Here is an 18,000-nt window from a genome sequence, read left to right as displayed (position 1 = left end):
CGGCAGCTCGCGGCGCCGAATGAGGAAATGAGTCAATGAGTATGGTTGATACTGCCCCGGGTAAGATTCAGGTTCGTGATTTGAACTTCTACTACGGCAAATTCCATGCCCTGAAGAACATCAACCTGGATATCGCGAAGAACCAGGTCACGGCATTTATCGGTCCGTCCGGCTGCGGGAAATCCACGCTGCTGCGTACCTTTAACAAAATGTATTCGCTCTATCCGGAGCAGCGCGCCGAAGGGGAAATCATCCTCGACGGCGAAAACATTCTGACCCAGGCTCAGGATATCGCCCTGCTGCGTGCCAAAGTAGGCATGGTGTTCCAGAAACCCACGCCGTTCCCGATGTCGATTTATGACAACATCGCCTTTGGCGTTCGCCTGTTTGAAAAGCTCTCCCGTGCCGATATGGACGAGCGCGTTCAGTGGGCGTTGACCAAGGCCGCATTATGGAACGAAACCAAAGATAAGTTGCACCAGAGCGGTTACTCTCTCTCCGGTGGTCAGCAGCAGCGTCTGTGCATTGCTCGCGGTATTGCGATTCGCCCGGAAGTGTTGCTGCTTGATGAGCCGTGTTCTGCGCTGGACCCGATCTCAACCGGCCGCATTGAAGAGCTGATCACCGAGCTGAAGCAGGATTACACCGTGGTTATCGTGACCCACAACATGCAGCAGGCTGCACGTTGTTCCGATCATACGGCGTTTATGTATCTGGGCGAGTTGATTGAGTTCAGCGATACGGATGCGCTGTTCACCAGGCCCGCGAAGAAACAAACCGAAGATTATATTACTGGCCGCTACGGTTGATTTGCCTTAGTGCATGTGGAGAAACCATGGACAACCTCAATCTTAATAAACACATTTCCGGCCAGTTCAACGCAGAGCTGGAAAGCATTCGCACCCAGGTGATGACCATGGGCGGCATGGTCGAGCAGCAGCTTTCTGATGCAATTACGGCAATGCACAACCAGGACAGCGAGCTGGCGAAGCGCGTCATTGAAGGCGACAAAAACGTCAACATGATGGAAGTCGCTATCGACGAGGCCTGCGTGCGCATTATCGCGAAACGCCAGCCGACGGCGAGCGATCTGCGTCTGGTGATGGCGATCATCAAGACCATCGCCGAGCTGGAGCGTATTGGTGACGTGGCGGATAAAATCTGCCGCACCGCGCTGGAGAAGTTCTCTCAGCAGCACCAGCCGCTGCTGGTGAGCCTGGAGTCGCTGGGCCGCCACACCGTGCAGATGCTGCACGACGTGCTGGATGCCTTTGCGCGTATGGATCTGGACGAAGCGGTGCGTATCTACCGTGAAGACAAGAAGGTCGACCAGGAGTATGAAGGCATCGTGCGTCAGCTGATGACCTACATGATGGAAGATTCACGTACCATCCCAAGCGTACTGACTGCCCTGTTCTGCGCACGCTCCATCGAGCGTATCGGAGACCGCTGCCAGAACATTTGCGAATACATCTTCTACTTCGTGAAGGGTCAGGACTTCCGTCACGTGGGCGGCGACGAGCTGGACAAGCTGCTGGCGGGTAAAGATCCGAAAGAGTGATGATGGTGGCGGGTGGTGCTAGCGCTTACCCGCCCTACGTTAACTTAACGCGTAATATCCCACCCGCGCGCCTTCCACAGCGCGGGTAACTGCGCCAGATCGGTAAAGGTCGTCACTTTAGGATGATCGATCGGCCTGTTGTGCGGATCGGCGCAGAAGTAAAACACCTCCATCCCCGCATCAATCCCCGACTGCGCACCCGCAGACGAATCATCCACCAGAATGCAGTTCTCTACGTTGACGCCCATCGCTTTCGCCGCATAGAACATCAGCGCCGGGTCGGGCTTCCAGCGCTGGATGTCGTAGCCGCTGAACAGTTTTTCCGGGAAATGGTGCAACATTTCCAGCTTGCCCAGCGAGTGCTGCATTTTGCTGACCGGGCCGTTAGAGACCACGCAGATGGGTACCGTCATCGCATCCAGCAGCGCGTTAGCCCCGGTGATAACCTCCAGCTCGGAGTCAAACAGGCGTGCGACCTCGGCGCGGTACACCGGTTCCAGATCGGCTTTCGCCAGCTCCACACCGTGTTCCTGGTTAATGATGTCGATGATCTCGTACAGCTTTACGCCCTTAAAACGTTTGAACACCTCTTCGAGATCGAGCGTAATGCCAAATTCCTGGAACATGGCGACATACGCGCGGGAACAAATGACCTCACTGTCGACCAGCGTTCCGTCGCAGTCGAAAAATACCGCTTCAATTCCGGACATGCCTTTCCCTTTTAACAAGTTTAACGTTTACGTACGGCAGTTTAACGAGACGCAATCGTTGCCGTATAAGCAAAATCAATGAAAAAAGTATCTCATAACCGCCACTATTGTCGCATTTTGGTATAGGATAGCGACGAATTTTCCCTCCTTGTTCGGAAATTGATGATGAGTCAACAACACACAACCCAGACATCTGGTCAGGGTCTGCTTGAGCGCGTGTTCAAACTGCGAGAACACGGCACCACGGCACGCACCGAAGTGATCGCCGGTTTCACCACCTTCCTGACGATGGTGTATATCGTTTTTGTTAACCCGCAAATTCTGGGCGTTGCTGGCATGGATACCAGCGCCGTCTTCGTGACCACCTGTCTGATTGCCGCTCTAGGCAGCATCCTGATGGGCGTGTTCGCTAACCTGCCGGTTGCGCTGGCACCGGCAATGGGTCTGAATGCGTTCTTCGCGTTCGTGGTCGTTCAGGCGATGGGCCTGCCGTGGCAGGTGGGCATGGGCGCTATCTTCTGGGGCGCGGTTGGCCTGCTGCTGCTGACCATTTTCCGCGTGCGCTACTGGATGATTGCCAATATCCCGGTGAGCCTGCGCGTGGGTATCACCAGCGGTATCGGCCTGTTCATAGGCATGATGGGTCTGAAAAACGCCGGTGTGATCGTGGCGAACCCGGAAACGCTGGTGAGCATCGGCAACCTGACCTCCCACAGCGTGCTGTTGGGCGTGCTGGGCTTCTTTATCATCGCGATCCTGGCCTCCCGCAATATTCACGCGGCGGTGCTGGTGTCCATCGTGGTGACCACGCTGCTGGGCTGGATGCTGGGCGATGTCCAGTATCATGGGATCGTCTCCGCGCCACCGAGCGTCTCTACCGTTATTGGTCACGTTGACCTGGCGGGCTCCCTGAACCTCGGTCTGGCGGGCGTGATTTTCTCCTTTATGCTGGTTAACCTGTTTGACTCCTCCGGTACGCTGATCGGCGTGACCGACAAAGCGGGTCTGGCGGATGAGAAAGGCAAATTCCCGCGCATGAAGCAGGCGCTGTTTGTGGATAGCGTCTCCTCTGTGACCGGCTCATTTATTGGGACCTCGTCTGTGACCGCTTACATTGAATCCTCCTCCGGCGTGTCCGTGGGCGGCCGTACGGGTTTGACGGCGGTGGTCGTAGGTATTCTGTTCCTGCTGGTGATCTTCCTTTCTCCGCTGGCGGGGATGGTTCCACCGTATGCGGCAGCAGGTGCGCTGATCTACGTTGGCGTGCTGATGACGTCTAGCCTGGCGCGCGTGAAGTGGGAAGATTTAACCGAAGCGGTTCCGGCGTTTATTACCGCCGTGATGATGCCGTTCAGCTTCTCGATCACTGAAGGTATTGCGCTGGGCTTTATCTCTTACTGCGTGATGAAGGTCGGTACGGGTCGCTTCCGCGAACTGAGTCCGTGCGTGATCGTTGTGGCGCTGCTGTTTGTGCTGAAGATTGTGTTTATCGACGCCAAATAAACATGTTTGTTCCCTCTCCCTGTGGGAGAGGGCCAGGGTGAGGGCAACAGGCCGCTCCGGTCTACGCCTTCACCCGCTTAATATAATCCCCAAACGCGGTCAGCTGACCAGAAAGATGGTCACGTGTGCTCTGATCCACCACTTCACCCGTCTGCGGGTCGACCTTGTTCTGAATTACACCGCCCATGAACTCCGGCTTGTTCATCACCATCGCATCCAGGAACACCAGGATCTGGCGCAGGTGATACTGGCAGCGCGCGCCGCCAATTGCGCCCATGGAGCTGGTCTGGATCAGCACCGGTTTGCCTGACAGCGGCTGCTCCGGCAGGCGAGAGAGCCAGTCAATGGCATTCTTCAGGCCGCCCGGCACCGAGTAATTATATTCCGGTGTGACAATGACCACCCCGTCAGCCTGGCGAATTTGCTCCGCCAGCGCCTCAACGCTTTGCGGGAATCCCTCTTCCTGCTGAACGTCAGCATCATAAAGCGGAATATCGGCAATGGACGGCAGGGCGCTAATTTCCATTCCCGCTGGTGCCAGCTGTGGCAGGGTGCGGGCGACCATCCCGTTAAATGAACCTTTGCGCAGGCTTCCCAGTAACGTAACAACTTTCAACGTATCAGACATGATTACTCCTGTTTCATCATGATGACCCTGAATGGATCAGCTAAGAGTGATTGCTTTTTCTGCCGGTAAACTGGTTAAACGCATCAGGCGCGCGGCGGGCTCGTTGGCGCGCTCGGGCACATCAGGAAGGCTACGCCATCCCTGTTGACTGTCAAATTCCCAGATTTTCATACGTTCGATGGCGGGGGTAACCGCAATGGACCAGATCAACACGTCCTCAGCATCGCTGAGCGCCTCAACCAGCGCGGCTCTCGTGGCACGCAGGCGTCCCGATCCCGGCAGCAGTTGCAGCAGGCTGGCATCGTCAGACGCACACCCAAAGAGCTTACGAATGCTCTGACGCAGGGTAATGAGCTGGGCTCTGGCCTCAACAGGATCGTTTTGATTGCGTACCCATAGCTTTTCATTGCTGGAGAGCGGGTAGTCGTTATGCGCGTTAGCACCGTGGAAGCTGCGCGTCGCGCGCTGAAGTTCCATATCCAGTCCACAGTCGCCTTCGGTAGTGAGCGCGACACCAATAATGTTGCCAGTATAGGCGATAGAAAACCGGGGGAGTTCCGGATCAGCAAAGACCGGACGGCCTTCTGGCTGGATAATTATGTTCGGCAGCTCACTGGTGCCGTAGAGCATGAACATAAGCTCGGCGAGAAGTGCTCTGGAGGCCAGAAACCGCGTCCTGCGGTGCTCCGGAAGCGTGAGTGCTTCACTGTGACAGGCTGAAGAAATTCTGGCCGATACGAGATGTCCGTCTGTAAGTATCCCTCTTGCAAAGTGCGTTGCCATTTTTCGCTCCTTGATAATGGTCGTAATCGGTTAAACGGTTACATGATTATCGCTTAACTCGCCTCCTGTTTTAATCAGTAAATGGGAGTAAGAGAAGCCTTAGGACCGAACTTTACATTTTCTTAGGCAAAAACAGGACCTGGAGCGGTGTACAGCGCTTTGATTGTCTCACGCAACCAAAGAATTTTGGGGTTATGGCTGTTCCGTTTATGCCAGATCATCGTGAAGGGCACCGTCAGCTTTTCAGCCTGCGCGTCGTCAATAGGAATTGGAAGGGTGATCAGTTTTCGCTGGTGGAGCTGATTGTAGTGATGGCAGTAGTGCGGAGCTGTGGCGATATAGTTGTGGTCGGGCTGTGCGGCCATAAACATCGACTGCTCGAAGCCGGGCAGGCTCATGGCGATATTACGCTCGCGCCCCATCTCCCTCAGCACCTCGTCGAGCGCCCAGGTGTCGCTGCGTTCCCAGAAAATGCTGATATGCGGGTAGCGCAAAAAGGTCTCCAGGTTCCACTCCTCCTGGAGCGCTGGATGATCCTCACGCAGATACACGCACGGACGGTCGCTAAACAGGATCTCGTAGTCGATAAACCAGGGTAACAGCTTCAGCAGCTCACGGGAGCGCGGGTGCGTTTCGCGCCCGGTGAATCCCAGATCCACCTCTCCACGCGTAATGGCGTCCAGAGAATCGTAATCCCAGTGGCGCATCTTCACCGTCGCCTGCGGATAGCGCTGGTTCACCTGCTCCAGCAGAGCGTTAAAGCGGATCAGCATCAACGGCGTTTCCGCGGCCAGCACGAACGTCAGCCCGCCCGGGGAGTCATGGTGAAATTTATCGAGAATTTGATTGCCAATCTGCATCCAGTCGGCCAGATCCTGCTCCAGGCTTACCGTCAGCGGGGTGGGCAGCAGCCCTAGCGGCGTTTTGACAAACAGCGGGTCTTCGAACCAGTCGCGCAGCTTGGCCAGTGATTTACTCACCGCAGACGGCGTCACGTTCATCCGCTTCGCGGCTTTGGTGACGCTGCGCTCCTGCAGCAAAAGCTGCAGGCAAAGTAAGAGATTAAGATCGAGACTGCTGATGGGCTTCTTCATAATGCGCCGCGGGCTGGATGACCATAAGTAAGGTAATGCAGACAATGCTACAGCCAATCAGAATCCCGATCAGCATATTCAGCGCGTTAAGCCCAAGAACGGCTGCCAGCCAAATCCACAGCGACGAGCCGCAGACCTGCGCAATGCCCAATACCGAACTTGCCACACCCGCGCGCAGCGAGAACGGCCCGAGCGCCTGGCTCATCGCCACGCCAAAGCCAACCGAGAACCCGGCACAAATAAGGGTAATACCCACCAGCATTACCGCATGTGAGCTGGTGGTCGCCAGGATCGCGCCTGCGGTGAGGAATAAAATCTGTGAGGCCAGCATCAGCGTGCGCTGGCTGAAAACATTTAGCGCAAACGGGGTGGAGAACGAGACTGCCATACTGACCATCGCGGTCAGTGCCATCACCGTTGAATACTCACCGCGATCGAAGCCCATGGTCTCCATCAGCAAAACCGGGGAAACGTTTACATAGGTCAGGATCACCGCCACGCTTAACGTGGTCACGGCCAGACGACTGAGGAAAAAGCGGTTGAGAAGCTTCTCTGCCGGGTGAATGGTGGCGGTATGGCCGGTATTCTGCGAGTCCGGGTGGGTCTCTTTCAGTACGGTGGTCGACAGGATAAACACCAGCGCGCCCATCGCTGCCATGGTCCAGAACAGGCTCTGCCACGGGAATTTCAGCATGATCAGATATCCCACGACCGGGGCCAGCACCGGGATGATGCAGGTAATACCGTTCAGCATCGACAGCACCTTAGCGCGACGCTGGGCGCTTAAGGTGTCGCGCAAAATGGCAAACGCGACGACGTAACAGCCACCGGCACCAATACCCTGAATGAAGCGGCCTGACAGGAATACGGTGCTGTTCTGCGCCTGCGAGCAGAGAATGGACGCCAGGGCAAAAATGATGGCGCCGGTTATCGCGACAGGCTGACGGCCTGCTTTATCCGCGATCTTCCCGGCAAATACCATCGACGACGCCATCCCCGCGAGGTAGGCCGAAAACGCAATATGCAGCTGCGCCTCGCTGGCACCCAGATCGCGGGCGATGTGGGGGAGTCCCACCAGATACATATCAATGCCCGACGGATAAAGCAGAACCAACGCGAAACTACAAAACAGAAAACGTGCCATAAACCCCCCATAGATGCAGGCATGCAGGATAGGGGGTGAAAAGGGATTAGGCGAGTTGCCATTTGGACAATGGTGATTTCCCAGGAGGAAATCACCATTAATTAGCGGGCATTACTTACCAATACAGAAGCTCGAGAAGATCCTTCCCAGCAGATCGTCCGACGTAAACTCCCCGGTGATCTCGCTCAGATTCTGCTGCGCCAGGCGCAGTTCTTCCGCCAGCAGTTCACCCGCCCACGCGCCGATCAGCTGTGCTTTACCCTGAACAAGGTGGTTCGCCGCCTCTTCCAGCGCCTGCAGATGACGACGACGCGCCAGGAAGCCGCCTTCCATGCTGGTGTCAAAGCCCATGCTCTGCTTGAGATGGTTACGCAGGTCGTCAACGCCTTCACCGGTACGCGCCGACAGGCGAATCAGTGAGTGACCGTTCACATCGCTGATGCCCAGCGTTTCGCCGGTGACATCCGCTTTATTACGCACCACGGTGATCGGCAGTTTAGCCGGCAGACGGGCGATAAAGTCCGGCCAGATCTCCGCCGGGTCCATGGCGTCGGTCGTGGTGCCGTCCACCATAAACAGCACGCGGTCGGCCTGCTCGATCTCCTGCCAGGCGCGCTCGATACCGATGCGTTCCACTTCATCACTGGCGTCGCGCAGACCGGCGGTATCAATGATGTGCAGCGGCATCCCGTCGATATGGATATGCTCGCGCAGCACGTCGCGGGTGGTCCCGGCAATGTCGGTGACGATCGCCGCTTCACGGCCCGCCAGGGCGTTCAGCAGGCTCGATTTCCCGGCGTTAGGGCGTCCGGCAATAACCACCTTCATCCCTTCACGCAGCAGGCTGCCCTGGCGCGCTTCGGCGCGAACGGCGTCGAGATCGCTCATGACCTGGTTAAGCTGCGCTTCGATTTTACCGTCAGAGAGGAAGTCGATCTCCTCATCCGGGAAGTCGATAGCCGCTTCCACGTAGATGCGCAGGTGAGTAAGTGCTTCCACAAGGTGATTCACGCGCGCGGAGAATGCCCCCTGCAATGAGTTGAGGGCGGAGCGGGCCGCCTGTTCAGAGCTGGCGTCGATCAGGTCTGCAATCGCCTCGGCCTGTGCCAGGTCGAGCTTGTCGTTGAGGAAGGCACGCTCGGAGAACTCGCCAGGCTTCGCAATGCGCAGACCGGGCAGGGTCAGAATACGTTTTAACAGCAGGTCGAGGATAACCGGGCCGCCGTGGCCCTGCAGCTCCAGCACGTCTTCGCCGGTAAAAGAGTTCGGGCCGGGGAACCACAGCGCAATGCCCTGGTCCAGCGGCGTGCCGTCGGTGTCCTTAAACGGCAGGTAATCAGCGTAGCGCGGCTTTGGCAGTTTACCCAGCACCGCTTCGGCCACCTCGCGCGCCTTCAGGCCGGAGATACGCAGAATGCCTACACCACCGCGTCCCGGTGGGGTTGCCTGGGCGACGATAGTGTCGTTATGGCTCATGGTTGGTCTCGTTCAATACAAATAAAAAAGGCGGTCAATCGACCGCCCTTATTTTAGCGTTAACTTACCGAATCAGGACTTTTTCTTTTCGCGGCTATGCAGGCCACGTTTTTCCAGACCACGGTAAATCAGCTGCTGCTGGATGATGGTCACCAGGTTGCTGACGATATAGTACAGCACCAGACCTGACGGGAACCACAGGAAGAACACGGTGAAGATGACCGGCATAAAGGTCATGATCTTCTGCTGCATCGGGTCGGTCACGGTGGTCGGCGACATCTTCTGGATGAAGAACATCGTCACGCCCATCAGGATCGGCAGGATGTAGTACGGGTCCTGTGCGGACAGGTCATGGATCCACAGGGCGAACGGCGCGTGGCGCAGCTCAACGGAGCCCATCAGCATGTAGTACAGCGCAAGGAAGATTGGCATCTGAATCAGCAGCGGGAAGCAACCACCCAGTGGGTTCACTTTCTCTGCTTTATACAGGGCCATCATCTCCTGGCTCTGACGCTGTTTGTCATCGCCCAGACGCTCACGCATAGCCTGAATCTTCGGCTGCAGCATGCGCATCTTCGCCATGGAGGTGTACTGCGCTTTGGTCAGCGGGTACATGATGCCACGAACGATGAAGGTGATAACGATGATGGAGAAGCCCCAGTTACCCAGGAAGCTGTGGATGAACTTCAGCAGCTTAAACAGCGGCTGAGAGATGAACCACAACCAGCCGTAATCCACGGTCAGATCCAGGTGCGGCGCAACAGCGGCCATTTTGTCCTGAATTTCCGGGCCGACCCACAGGGTGCTTGCCAGCTTACCGGTTTGACCCGGCTGTACCAGAACCGGCTGAGACTTGTAGCCGATGGCGGCAATACCGTTGCCCAGGTTCGCGGTGTAGAAGTTATTCGTACCGTCGTTATTCGGGATCCACGCGGTTGCGAAATACTGCTGCAGCATGGCCACCCAACCGCCTTTGGAGCTGACGTTCAGGTTTTCGTTATCGGCAATGGTGTCGAATTTGTATTTCTCGTACTTCGCATCAGGCGTGGAGTACGCCGCGCCGCGGAAGGTATGCAGCGCAAAGTTGCTGCTTCCGGTGTCACGGTGAGACGGCAGATTGATGGACTGCTTCAGCTGACCAAAGGTAGAAATTTCCAGCGGTTTCTCACCGGCGTTCTGTACGCTGTAGCCCACGTTCACCGCATATTCACCGCGTTTCAGGGTGAAGGTTTTGGTGAAGGTGTTGCCCGCGGCGTCGGTGTACGTCATCGGGATCGCGAGTTCGTTCTGACCATCAGCCAGCACAAAAGTGTCGTTCTCGACGGTATACAGTGGACGCGCACCGTTAGCCGGGTTATCCGGGCCATCACGACCGGTCAGGCCGCTCTGCGCCTGGTAGATAAACTCAGGCGTGGTTTCCAGTAACTGGAACGGTTCGGTAGACTTCAGCTCTTTCGGGTAGGTCAACAGCAGCGCCTGCTCAACATCACCACCACGGGTGTTGATAGTCAGCTCAAGCACATCGGTCTTAACCGTAATCTGTTTCCCCTGGCCACTGGCCGGTACGCCCTGGTCGGCGGCGCTACCCGCTGCGGTGGTCGTGGTCTGCGTGGTCTGCTGCTGGGGTTGAGGATTTTTATCCTGCTCCCATGCCTGCCAGATCATGAAAGACACGAACAACAAAGCGATGATAAGAAGATTGCGTTGCGAATCCATCGTTAGTGTTCTCTGGTATCAAAGGGTCCTGGAGGGACGGGGTCGTCTCCACCTGGGTGTAAAGGGTGGCATTTTAATACGCGTTTCACCGTCAACCAACTGCCTTTTATCACTCCAAACCTGCGCAATGCCTCAATTCCGTAGCTTGAGCATGTTGGCGTGAAACGGCAATGTGGCCCGAGTAGCGGACTAATCAGGCGTTGATAGACCCGAATGAGGGCTATCAGGACCCGTGAGCCAGGCGACAGTGGCGGCGCCATAATTTTTCCAACGCTTCCGAGAGAGCACGGTTATCGAGGTCGGCAACCCCCCTTTTCGCCACCACCACGAAATCCATTGAAGGCAGTTCGTGCTGACGTAAACGGAAGCTTTCACGCGTCAGACGTTTAATCCGATTGCGTTCATGCGCACGCTTAACATTTTTCTTGGCGACTGTGAGACCGATGCGGGGATGCCCCAGCGAATTTTGGCGGCCGAGGATGGTGATTTGCGGCGTGCCAGCCCGTTGTGGCTGCTGGAAGACGAAAGTGAAATGAGTGGGAGTTAACAAACGTAACTCCCTGGGAAATGCGAGCTTAACCACTCAGGGGTTAGCTTTATTACTTGGAAACGGTCAGACGAGCGCGGCCTTTAGCACGACGACGTGCCAGAACCTGACGACCATTTTTAGTAGCCATACGAGCACGGAAGCCGTGAGAACGGTTGCGCTTCAGTACAGACGGTTGAAAAGTGCGTTTCATGGCGATTTCTACCTAAACTTGAAAAAATTCATGACTTTTGCGGATGCCCGACCGAGTTTCGAATGACGGACGCCGAAGCCGTGGGTGATTAAAGAGGCCGGATTGTAATAATTGTACACTCCGGAGTCAATTCTCTTTCCTTATTTCCCGCGTATTTCCGCACGTTTTCGCGTGGAAAATGAGCAACGGACGACGCAGGAAGATGAGCATCACGCGCCGGGTCGAGGATTATACGGGCTCCCCAACAAAGCGCAAGGATCGTCCCGGATCTTCGTTAGATCATTTAAGCAATAAATTGTCTGTGCTCATTAATTTTTCCAATATGCGGGCTAAATCGTGGGGCACTCGCGTCAGGATCGTTTACACTTACCCGGTTTCGGATCTTCCTGTGGATAAATCGGGAAGAATCTGTGAGAAACAGAAGATCTCTGGCTCAGTTTAGGCTATGATCCGCGGTCCCGATCGGGATCCCAGGATCCTGGTCAGGATAAATTGCAGATAGCAATTCGCACGTCCCCCTTTTGCACAGGGTCATGTCGATGTGCGCCAACAATCATGAATATTCAATAGTTTTCTTTTATTGTTCGAGTGGAGTCCGCCGTGTCACTTTCGCTTTGGCAGCAGTGTCTTGCCCGATTGCAGGATGAGTTACCAGCCACAGAATTCAGTATGTGGATCCGCCCGTTGCAGGCGGAACTGAGCGATAACACGCTGGCTTTGTATGCGCCAAACCGTTTTGTGCTCGATTGGGTAAGGGACAAGTACCTTAATAATATCAATGGACTGCTGAACGATTTCTGCGGGTCAGAGGCCCCACAGCTGCGCTTTGAAGTGGGTACAAAGCCGGTCACCCAAACCGTTCGTGAAACCGTGAACGTCGCAGCGCCTGCTCAGGCCGCTCCTGCTCCGGCCCCTCGCGTCGCCCCCGTTCGTCAGGGCTGGGATAATGTTCCCGCACCGGCTGAGCCAACCTACCGCTCTAACGTTAACGTGAAACACACCTTCGATAACTTCGTTGAAGGTAAGTCGAACCAGCTGGCGCGCGCGGCGGCCCGTCAGGTTGCTGATAACCCCGGTGGAGCCTATAACCCGCTGTTCCTTTATGGCGGCACGGGTCTGGGTAAAACGCACCTGCTGCATGCGGTGGGCAACGGCATTATGGCGCGCAAGCCCAATGCCAAAGTGGTGTATATGCACTCCGAGCGCTTCGTTCAGGACATGGTAAAAGCCCTGCAAAACAATGCGATCGAAGAGTTTAAACGCTACTATCGTTCCGTTGACGCGCTGCTGATTGATGACATTCAGTTCTTTGCCAACAAAGAACGATCGCAGGAAGAATTTTTCCACACCTTCAACGCCCTGCTGGAAGGTAATCAGCAGATCATTTTGACCTCGGATCGTTATCCAAAAGAGATCAACGGCGTTGAAGATCGTCTGAAATCCCGCTTCGGCTGGGGCCTGACCGTGGCGATCGAGCCACCGGAGCTGGAAACCCGCGTCGCGATCCTGATGAAGAAAGCCGATGAAAACGACATTCGCCTGCCGGGTGAAGTGGCGTTCTTCATTGCCAAGCGTCTGCGCTCCAACGTGCGTGAGCTGGAGGGGGCACTGAACCGCGTTATCGCCAATGCCAACTTCACCGGTCGTGCGATCACCATCGATTTTGTGCGTGAAGCGCTGCGCGATTTGCTGGCATTGCAGGAAAAACTGGTCACTATCGACAATATTCAAAAGACGGTGGCTGAGTACTACAAGATTAAAGTGGCAGATTTACTGTCTAAACGTCGTTCCCGCTCGGTGGCGCGTCCGCGTCAGATGGCGATGGCGCTGGCAAAGGAGTTAACCAACCACAGTCTGCCGGAAATCGGGGATGCGTTTGGTGGCCGTGACCATACGACCGTGCTGCACGCTTGTCGCAAGATTGAGCAGTTACGCGAAGAAAGCCACGACATAAAAGAAGATTTTTCCAATCTAATCAGAACATTATCATCGTGACGCTATGAAATTTACCGTTGAACGTGAACATTTATTAAAACCGCTGCAACAGGTGAGTGGCCCATTAGGCGGCCGCCCAACGCTGCCTATTCTCGGAAACCTGCTGCTTCAGGTCGCGGACGGTACGCTGTCGCTGACCGGTACAGATCTGGAAATGGAAATGATCGCGCGCGTTACGCTGACGCAGCCGCACGACGCGGGCGCGACCACGGTTCCGGCACGTAAATTCTTTGATATCTGCCGCGGGCTGCCGGAAGGCGCTGAAATCGCCGTGCAGCTGGAAGGCGACCGTATGCTGGTGCGCTCTGGCCGCAGCCGTTTCTCGCTCTCCACGCTGCCTGCTGCAGACTTCCCGAACCTGGACGACTGGCAGAGCGAAGTGGAATTTACCCTGCCACAGGCGACGATGAAGCGTCTGATTGAAGCCACGCAGTTCTCCATGGCGCATCAGGACGTTCGTTACTACTTAAACGGCATGCTGTTCGAAACCGAAGGTGAAGAGCTGCGTACCGTAGCCACCGACGGCCACCGTCTGGCGGTCTGTTCTATGCCGATTGGCGATTCACTGCCAAACCATTCGGTGATCGTGCCGCGTAAAGGGGTGATTGAGCTGATGCGTATGCTCGACGGTGGCGACACGCCGCTGCGCGTGCAGATCGGCAGCAATAACATCCGCGCCCACGTGGGCGATTTTGTCTTCACATCGAAGCTGGTTGACGGTCGTTTCCCGGATTATCGCCGCGTATTGCCGAAGAACCCGGACAAAACGCTCGAAGCCGGTTGCGATAGCCTCAAGCAGGCCTTTGCCCGTGCCGCGATCCTCTCTAACGAGAAATTCCGCGGCGTGCGCCTGTACGTGAGTGAAAACCAGATCAAAATCACCGCCAACAACCCGGAGCAGGAAGAGGCAGAAGAGATTCTGGACGTCACCTACGCCGGGGCTGAGATGGAAATCGGCTTCAACGTCAGCTACGTGCTGGATGTGCTGAATGCGCTGAAATGCGAGAACGTGCGCATCCTGCTGACCGACTCCGTTTCGAGCGTACAGATTGAAGATGCCGCATCACAGTCGGCTGCCTATGTTGTCATGCCAATGAGACTGTAATGTCGCTCACCCGTCTGTTGATCCGCGACTTTCGCAATATCGAAAGCGCGGATCTCGCTTTATCCCCTGGCTTTAACTTCCTGGTTGGCGCGAATGGCAGCGGCAAAACCAGCGTGCTGGAAGCCATCTATACGCTCGGCCACGGCCGGGCGTTTCGCAGTTTGCAGATTGGTCGCGTTATTCGCCACGAGCAGGAATCCTTTGTTCTGCACGGGCGTTTGCAGGGGGCGGAGCGGGAAACCGCCATCGGCCTGACCAAAGACAAGCAGGGCGACAGCAAGGTGCGCATCGACGGTACCGACGGCCACAAGGTGGCGGAGCTGGCGCTGCTGATGCCAATGCAGCTGATCACGCCGGAGGGGTTTACTTTACTCAACGGCGGCCCCAAATACAGAAGAGCGTTCCTCGACTGGGGATGCTTTCACAACGAAGCCGGATTTTTTAACGCCTGGAGCAACCTGAAGCGTCTGCTCAAGCAGCGTAACGCCGCGCTGCGCCAGGTGACGCGCTACGCCCAGCTGCGTCCGTGGGACATGGAGTTAATCCCTCTTGCGGAACAGATCAGCCGCTGGCGTGCCGAATACAGCGCAGGTATCGCCGAAGACATGGCCGACACCTGCAAACAGTTTTTACCCGAATTCTCTCTCACCTTCTCCTTCCAGCGCGGCTGGGAGAAAGAGACGGATTATGCCGAGGTGTTGGAGAGAAACTTCGAGCGCGACCGCATGTTGACCTACACCGCGCACGGCCCGCACAAGGCGGATTTCCGCATTCGTGCCGACGGCGCGCCGGTGGAAGACACGCTGTCGCGCGGGCAGCTCAAGCTCCTGATGTGTGCGCTGCGCCTGGCGCAGGGGGAGTTTCTCACCCGCGAGAGCGGGCGGCGCTGCCTGTACCTGATAGATGATTTTGCCTCGGAACTTGACGACGCGCGGCGCGGGCTGCTTGCCAGCCGCTTAAAAGCCACGCAGTCGCAGGTTTTCGTCAGCGCCATTAGCGCTGAACACGTTATAGACATGTCGGACGAAAATTCGAAGATGTTTACCGTGGAAAAGGGTAAAATAACGGATTAACCCAAGTTGAAATGAGCGAGAAACGTTGATGTCGAATTCTTATGACTCCTCCAGTATCAAAGTCCTGAAAGGGCTGGATGCGGTGCGTAAGCGCCCGGGTATGTATATCGGCGACACGGATGACGGCACCGGTCTGCACCACATGGTATTCGAGGTGGTAGATAACGCTATCGACGAAGCGCTCGCGGGTCACTGTAAAGACATCGTGGTCACCATCCATGCGGACAACTCCGTCTCCGTCACCGATGACGGTCGTGGCATCCCAACCGGTATTCACCCGGAAGAGGGCGTCTCTGCGGCGGAAGTGATCATGACCGTCCTGCACGCAGGCGGTAAGTTCGACGATAACTCCTATAAAGTTTCCGGCGGCCTGCACGGTGTAGGCGTTTCCGTAGTTAACGCCCTGTCGCAGAAGCTGGAGCTGGTTATCCAGCGCGAAGGCAAAATCCACCGTCAGCTCTATACGCACGGCGTGCCGCAGGCACCGCTGGCCGTCACGGGAGATACCGACAAAACCGGTACCATGGTGCGTTTCTGGCCGAGCCTCGAAACCTTCACCAACGTCACCGAGTTCGAGTACGACATCCTGGCGAAACGCCTTCGTGAACTGTCGTTCCTGAACTCCGGCGTCTCGATTCGCCTGCGCGACAAACGCGACAACAAAGAAGACCACTTCCACTACGAAGGTGGTATCAAGGCGTTTGTTGAGTATCTGAACAAGAACAAAACGCCCATTCACCCGAATATCTTCTACTTCTCCACCGAAAAAGACGGTATCGGCGTGGAAGTGGCGCTGCAGTGGAACGACGGTTTCCAGGAAAACATCTACTGCTTTACCAACAACATTCCACAGCGTGACGGTGGTACTCACCTTGCGGGCTTCCGTGCGGCGATGACCCGTACCCTGAACGCCTACATGGACAAAGAAGGCTACAGCAAGAAAGCGAAAGTCAGCGCCACCGGTGACGATGCCCGTGAAGGCCTGATTGCCGTTGTCTCCGTGAAGGTGCCGGATCCGAAGTTCTCCTCACAGACCAAAGACAAGCTGGTCTCTTCTGAGGTGAAATCAGCGGTTGAGCAGCAGATGAACGAACTGCTGAGCGACTACCTGCAGGAAAACCCGTCCGACGCGAAAATCGTGGTGGGCAAAATTATCGATGCGGCGCGTGCCCGTGAAGCGGCGCGTAAAGCCCGTGAAATGACCCGTCGTAAAGGCGCGCTGGACTTAGCCGGCCTGCCGGGCAAGCTGGCTGATTGCCAGGAACGCGACCCGGCGCTGTCCGAACTGTACCTCGTGGAAGGGGACTCCGCGGGCGGTTCTGCGAAGCAGGGCCGTAACCGTAAGAACCAGGCTATCCTGCCGCTGAAGGGTAAAATCCTCAACGTTGAGAAAGCCCGCTTCGACAAGATGCTCTCTTCTCAGGAAGTGGCGACGCTCATCACCGCGCTGGGCTGCGGCATCGGCCGTGACGAGTACAACCCGGACAAACTGCGCTACCACAGCATCATCATCATGACCGATGCGGACGTCGACGGCTCGCACATTCGTACGCTGCTGTTGACCTTCTTCTATCGTCAGATGCCTGAAATCGTTGAACGTGGCCACGTCTACATTGCCCAGCCGCCGCTGTACAAAGTGAAGAAAGGCAAGCAGGAACAGTACATCAAAGATGACGAAGCGATGGATCAGTACCAAATCGCAATCGCACTTGATGGCGCAACCCTGCACGCGAACTCGCACGCGCCTGCACTGGCCGGTGAGCCGCTGGAGCGTCTGGTGTCCGAGTTCAACGCCACGCAGAAAATGATTACGCGTATGGAACGCCGTTATCCGAAAACGCTGCTGAAGGAGCTGGTTTATCAGCCAACCCTGACGGAAGCCGATCTGAGCGACGAGCAGACCGTGACCCGCTGGGTGAACGCTCTGGTAACCGATCTGAACGAGAAAGAGCAGCACGGCAGCATGTGGAAATGCGATATCCAGCAGAACGCCGATAAGCAGTTCGAGCCTATTATTCGCGTGCGCACCCACGGCGTTGATACCGACTACCCACTGGAGCACGAGTTTGTGACCGGTCCGGAATACCGCCGTATCTGCACGCTCGGCGAGACGCTGCGCGACCTGATCGAAGACGATGCGTTCATCGAACGTGGCGAACGTCGTCAGCCGGTAGCCAGCTTCGAGCAGGCGCTGGACTGGCTGGTGAAAGAGTCCCGTCGTGGTCTTGCGATCCAGCGCTATAAAGGTCTGGGTGAAATGAACCCGGAGCAGCTGTGGGAAACCACCATGGATCCGGAAAGCCGCCGCATGCTGCGCGTTACCGTTAAGGACGCGATTGCTGCAGACCAGCTGTTCACGACCCTGATGGGTGATGCGGTTGAACCACGTCGTGCCTTCATCGAAGAGAACGCCCTGAAAGCGGCAAATATCGATATTTAATCGGTTTGAAACCGCACGATAACTGGCCGCGC

General features: G+C 56.3%; 17 protein-coding genes and 1 pseudogene. 7 read left to right on the top strand and 11 right to left on the bottom strand.

Annotated features, from left to right (window positions below):
* Nucleotides 1–35 precede the first annotated feature (35 nt).
* Both pstB and phoU read left to right on the top strand, forming a co-directional pair.
* Nucleotides 36–809, top strand: a complete 774-nt coding sequence (gene pstB / locus KK102_RS19190) for a phosphate ABC transporter ATP-binding protein PstB (protein ID WP_010426574.1) — start codon at nt 36–38, stop codon at nt 807–809.
* Between the two features lie 26 nt (nt 810–835).
* The gene (gene phoU / locus KK102_RS19185; RefSeq protein ID WP_008500182.1) at nt 836–1,561 is read left to right on the top strand and encodes a phosphate signaling complex protein PhoU; all 726 of its coding nucleotides are present in this window, start codon (nt 836–838) and stop codon (nt 1,559–1,561) included.
* A 44-nt stretch (nt 1,562–1,605) separates the two neighbouring features.
* Here the strand turns inward: phoU and yieH are convergent, their stop codons facing one another.
* Nucleotides 1,606–2,271 (bottom strand): 6-phosphogluconate phosphatase, encoded by a 666-nt coding sequence (yieH, locus tag KK102_RS19180; protein WP_216358237.1) that lies wholly within the window; start codon nt 2,269–2,271, stop codon nt 1,606–1,608.
* Between the two features lie 165 nt (nt 2,272–2,436).
* Between yieH and adeP the strand changes: the two genes are divergently transcribed.
* On the top strand, nt 2,437–3,774 hold the full coding sequence (adeP, locus tag KK102_RS19175) for an adenine permease AdeP (protein ID WP_216358236.1): 1,338 nt from the start codon (nt 2,437–2,439) through the stop codon (nt 3,772–3,774).
* A gap of 61 nt (nt 3,775–3,835) precedes the next feature.
* Here adeP and KK102_RS19170 read toward each other — a convergent pair whose 3' ends face one another.
* From KK102_RS19170 to KK102_RS22425, 10 genes and pseudogenes are all read right to left on the bottom strand, one after another.
* Complete coding sequence (locus KK102_RS19170) at nt 3,836–4,402, bottom strand: NADPH-dependent FMN reductase (protein WP_216358235.1); 567 nt, start codon at nt 4,400–4,402, stop codon at nt 3,836–3,838.
* A gap of 36 nt (nt 4,403–4,438) precedes the next feature.
* Nucleotides 4,439–5,185 carry a 4'-phosphopantetheinyl transferase family protein gene (locus KK102_RS19165; protein WP_126545781.1) on the bottom strand — a complete coding sequence of 249 codons (747 nt, stop codon included), beginning with the start codon at nt 5,183–5,185 and terminating at the stop codon, nt 4,439–4,441.
* 122 nt (nt 5,186–5,307) lie between these two features.
* A complete protein-coding gene (gene yidZ / locus KK102_RS19160; protein WP_126545780.1) occupies nt 5,308–6,279 on the bottom strand; it encodes an HTH-type transcriptional regulator YidZ in 972 nt (323 codons plus the stop codon).
* Entirely contained in the window at nt 6,248–7,423 is a 1,176-nt protein-coding gene (locus tag KK102_RS19155) for an MFS transporter (RefSeq protein WP_216358234.1), read from the bottom strand. The genes yidZ and KK102_RS19155 overlap by 32 nt, the downstream gene beginning before the upstream one ends.
* A gap of 111 nt (nt 7,424–7,534) precedes the next feature.
* Nucleotides 7,535–8,899 carry a tRNA uridine-5-carboxymethylaminomethyl(34) synthesis GTPase MnmE gene (mnmE, locus tag KK102_RS19150; protein ID WP_216358233.1) on the bottom strand — a complete coding sequence of 455 codons (1,365 nt, stop codon included), beginning with the start codon at nt 8,897–8,899 and terminating at the stop codon, nt 7,535–7,537.
* Between the two features lie 72 nt (nt 8,900–8,971).
* The gene (gene yidC / locus KK102_RS19145; RefSeq protein WP_126545778.1) at nt 8,972–10,615 is read right to left on the bottom strand and encodes a membrane protein insertase YidC; all 1,644 of its coding nucleotides are present in this window, start codon (nt 10,613–10,615) and stop codon (nt 8,972–8,974) included.
* 2 nt (nt 10,616–10,617) lie between these two features.
* Nucleotides 10,618–10,875 (bottom strand): membrane protein insertion efficiency factor YidD, encoded by a 258-nt coding sequence (yidD, locus tag KK102_RS19140; RefSeq protein WP_001307474.1) that lies wholly within the window; start codon nt 10,873–10,875, stop codon nt 10,618–10,620.
* Nucleotides 10,839–11,198, bottom strand: a complete 360-nt coding sequence (rnpA, locus tag KK102_RS19135) for a ribonuclease P protein component (RefSeq protein ID WP_010426559.1) — start codon at nt 11,196–11,198, stop codon at nt 10,839–10,841. The genes yidD and rnpA overlap by 37 nt, the downstream gene beginning before the upstream one ends.
* A 16-nt stretch (nt 11,199–11,214) precedes the next feature.
* Nucleotides 11,215–11,355 (bottom strand): 50S ribosomal protein L34, encoded by a 141-nt coding sequence (gene rpmH / locus KK102_RS19130; RefSeq protein ID WP_000831330.1) that lies wholly within the window; start codon nt 11,353–11,355, stop codon nt 11,215–11,217.
* A gap of 228 nt (nt 11,356–11,583) precedes the next feature.
* Nucleotides 11,584–11,634 (bottom strand): annotated as a pseudogene (locus KK102_RS22425) (hypothetical protein); the annotation flags it as partial.
* A gap of 321 nt (nt 11,635–11,955) precedes the next feature.
* On the opposite strand from KK102_RS22425, the gene dnaA reads away from it, so the two are divergent.
* Genes dnaA through gyrB form a run of 4 tightly spaced genes read left to right on the top strand, consistent with a single transcriptional unit; the run spans nt 11,956 to nt 17,968 of the window.
* Nucleotides 11,956–13,350, top strand: a complete 1,395-nt coding sequence (gene dnaA, locus KK102_RS19125) for a chromosomal replication initiator protein DnaA (protein ID WP_216358232.1) — start codon at nt 11,956–11,958, stop codon at nt 13,348–13,350.
* Between the two features lie 4 nt (nt 13,351–13,354).
* The gene (gene dnaN, locus KK102_RS19120; RefSeq protein WP_008500170.1) at nt 13,355–14,455 is read left to right on the top strand and encodes a DNA polymerase III subunit beta; all 1,101 of its coding nucleotides are present in this window, start codon (nt 13,355–13,357) and stop codon (nt 14,453–14,455) included.
* Nucleotides 14,455–15,528: a DNA replication/repair protein RecF gene (gene recF, locus KK102_RS19115; protein WP_032648574.1), complete on the top strand. Its 1,074-nt coding sequence runs from the start codon at nt 14,455–14,457 to the stop codon at nt 15,526–15,528. Before dnaN ends, recF begins: the two co-directional genes overlap by 1 nt.
* Before the next feature lie 28 nt (nt 15,529–15,556).
* Nucleotides 15,557–17,968: a DNA topoisomerase (ATP-hydrolyzing) subunit B gene (gene gyrB, locus KK102_RS19110; protein ID WP_126545777.1), complete on the top strand. Its 2,412-nt coding sequence runs from the start codon at nt 15,557–15,559 to the stop codon at nt 17,966–17,968.
* Nucleotides 17,969–18,000: the final 32 nt, after the last annotated feature.

Source organism: Enterobacter quasimori (assembly GCF_018597345.1).
GTDB lineage: Bacteria > Pseudomonadota > Gammaproteobacteria > Enterobacterales > Enterobacteriaceae > Enterobacter > Enterobacter mori.
Note: the sequence above shows the minus strand (reverse complement) of the source record. Positions and strands in the feature narration are given on the sequence as shown.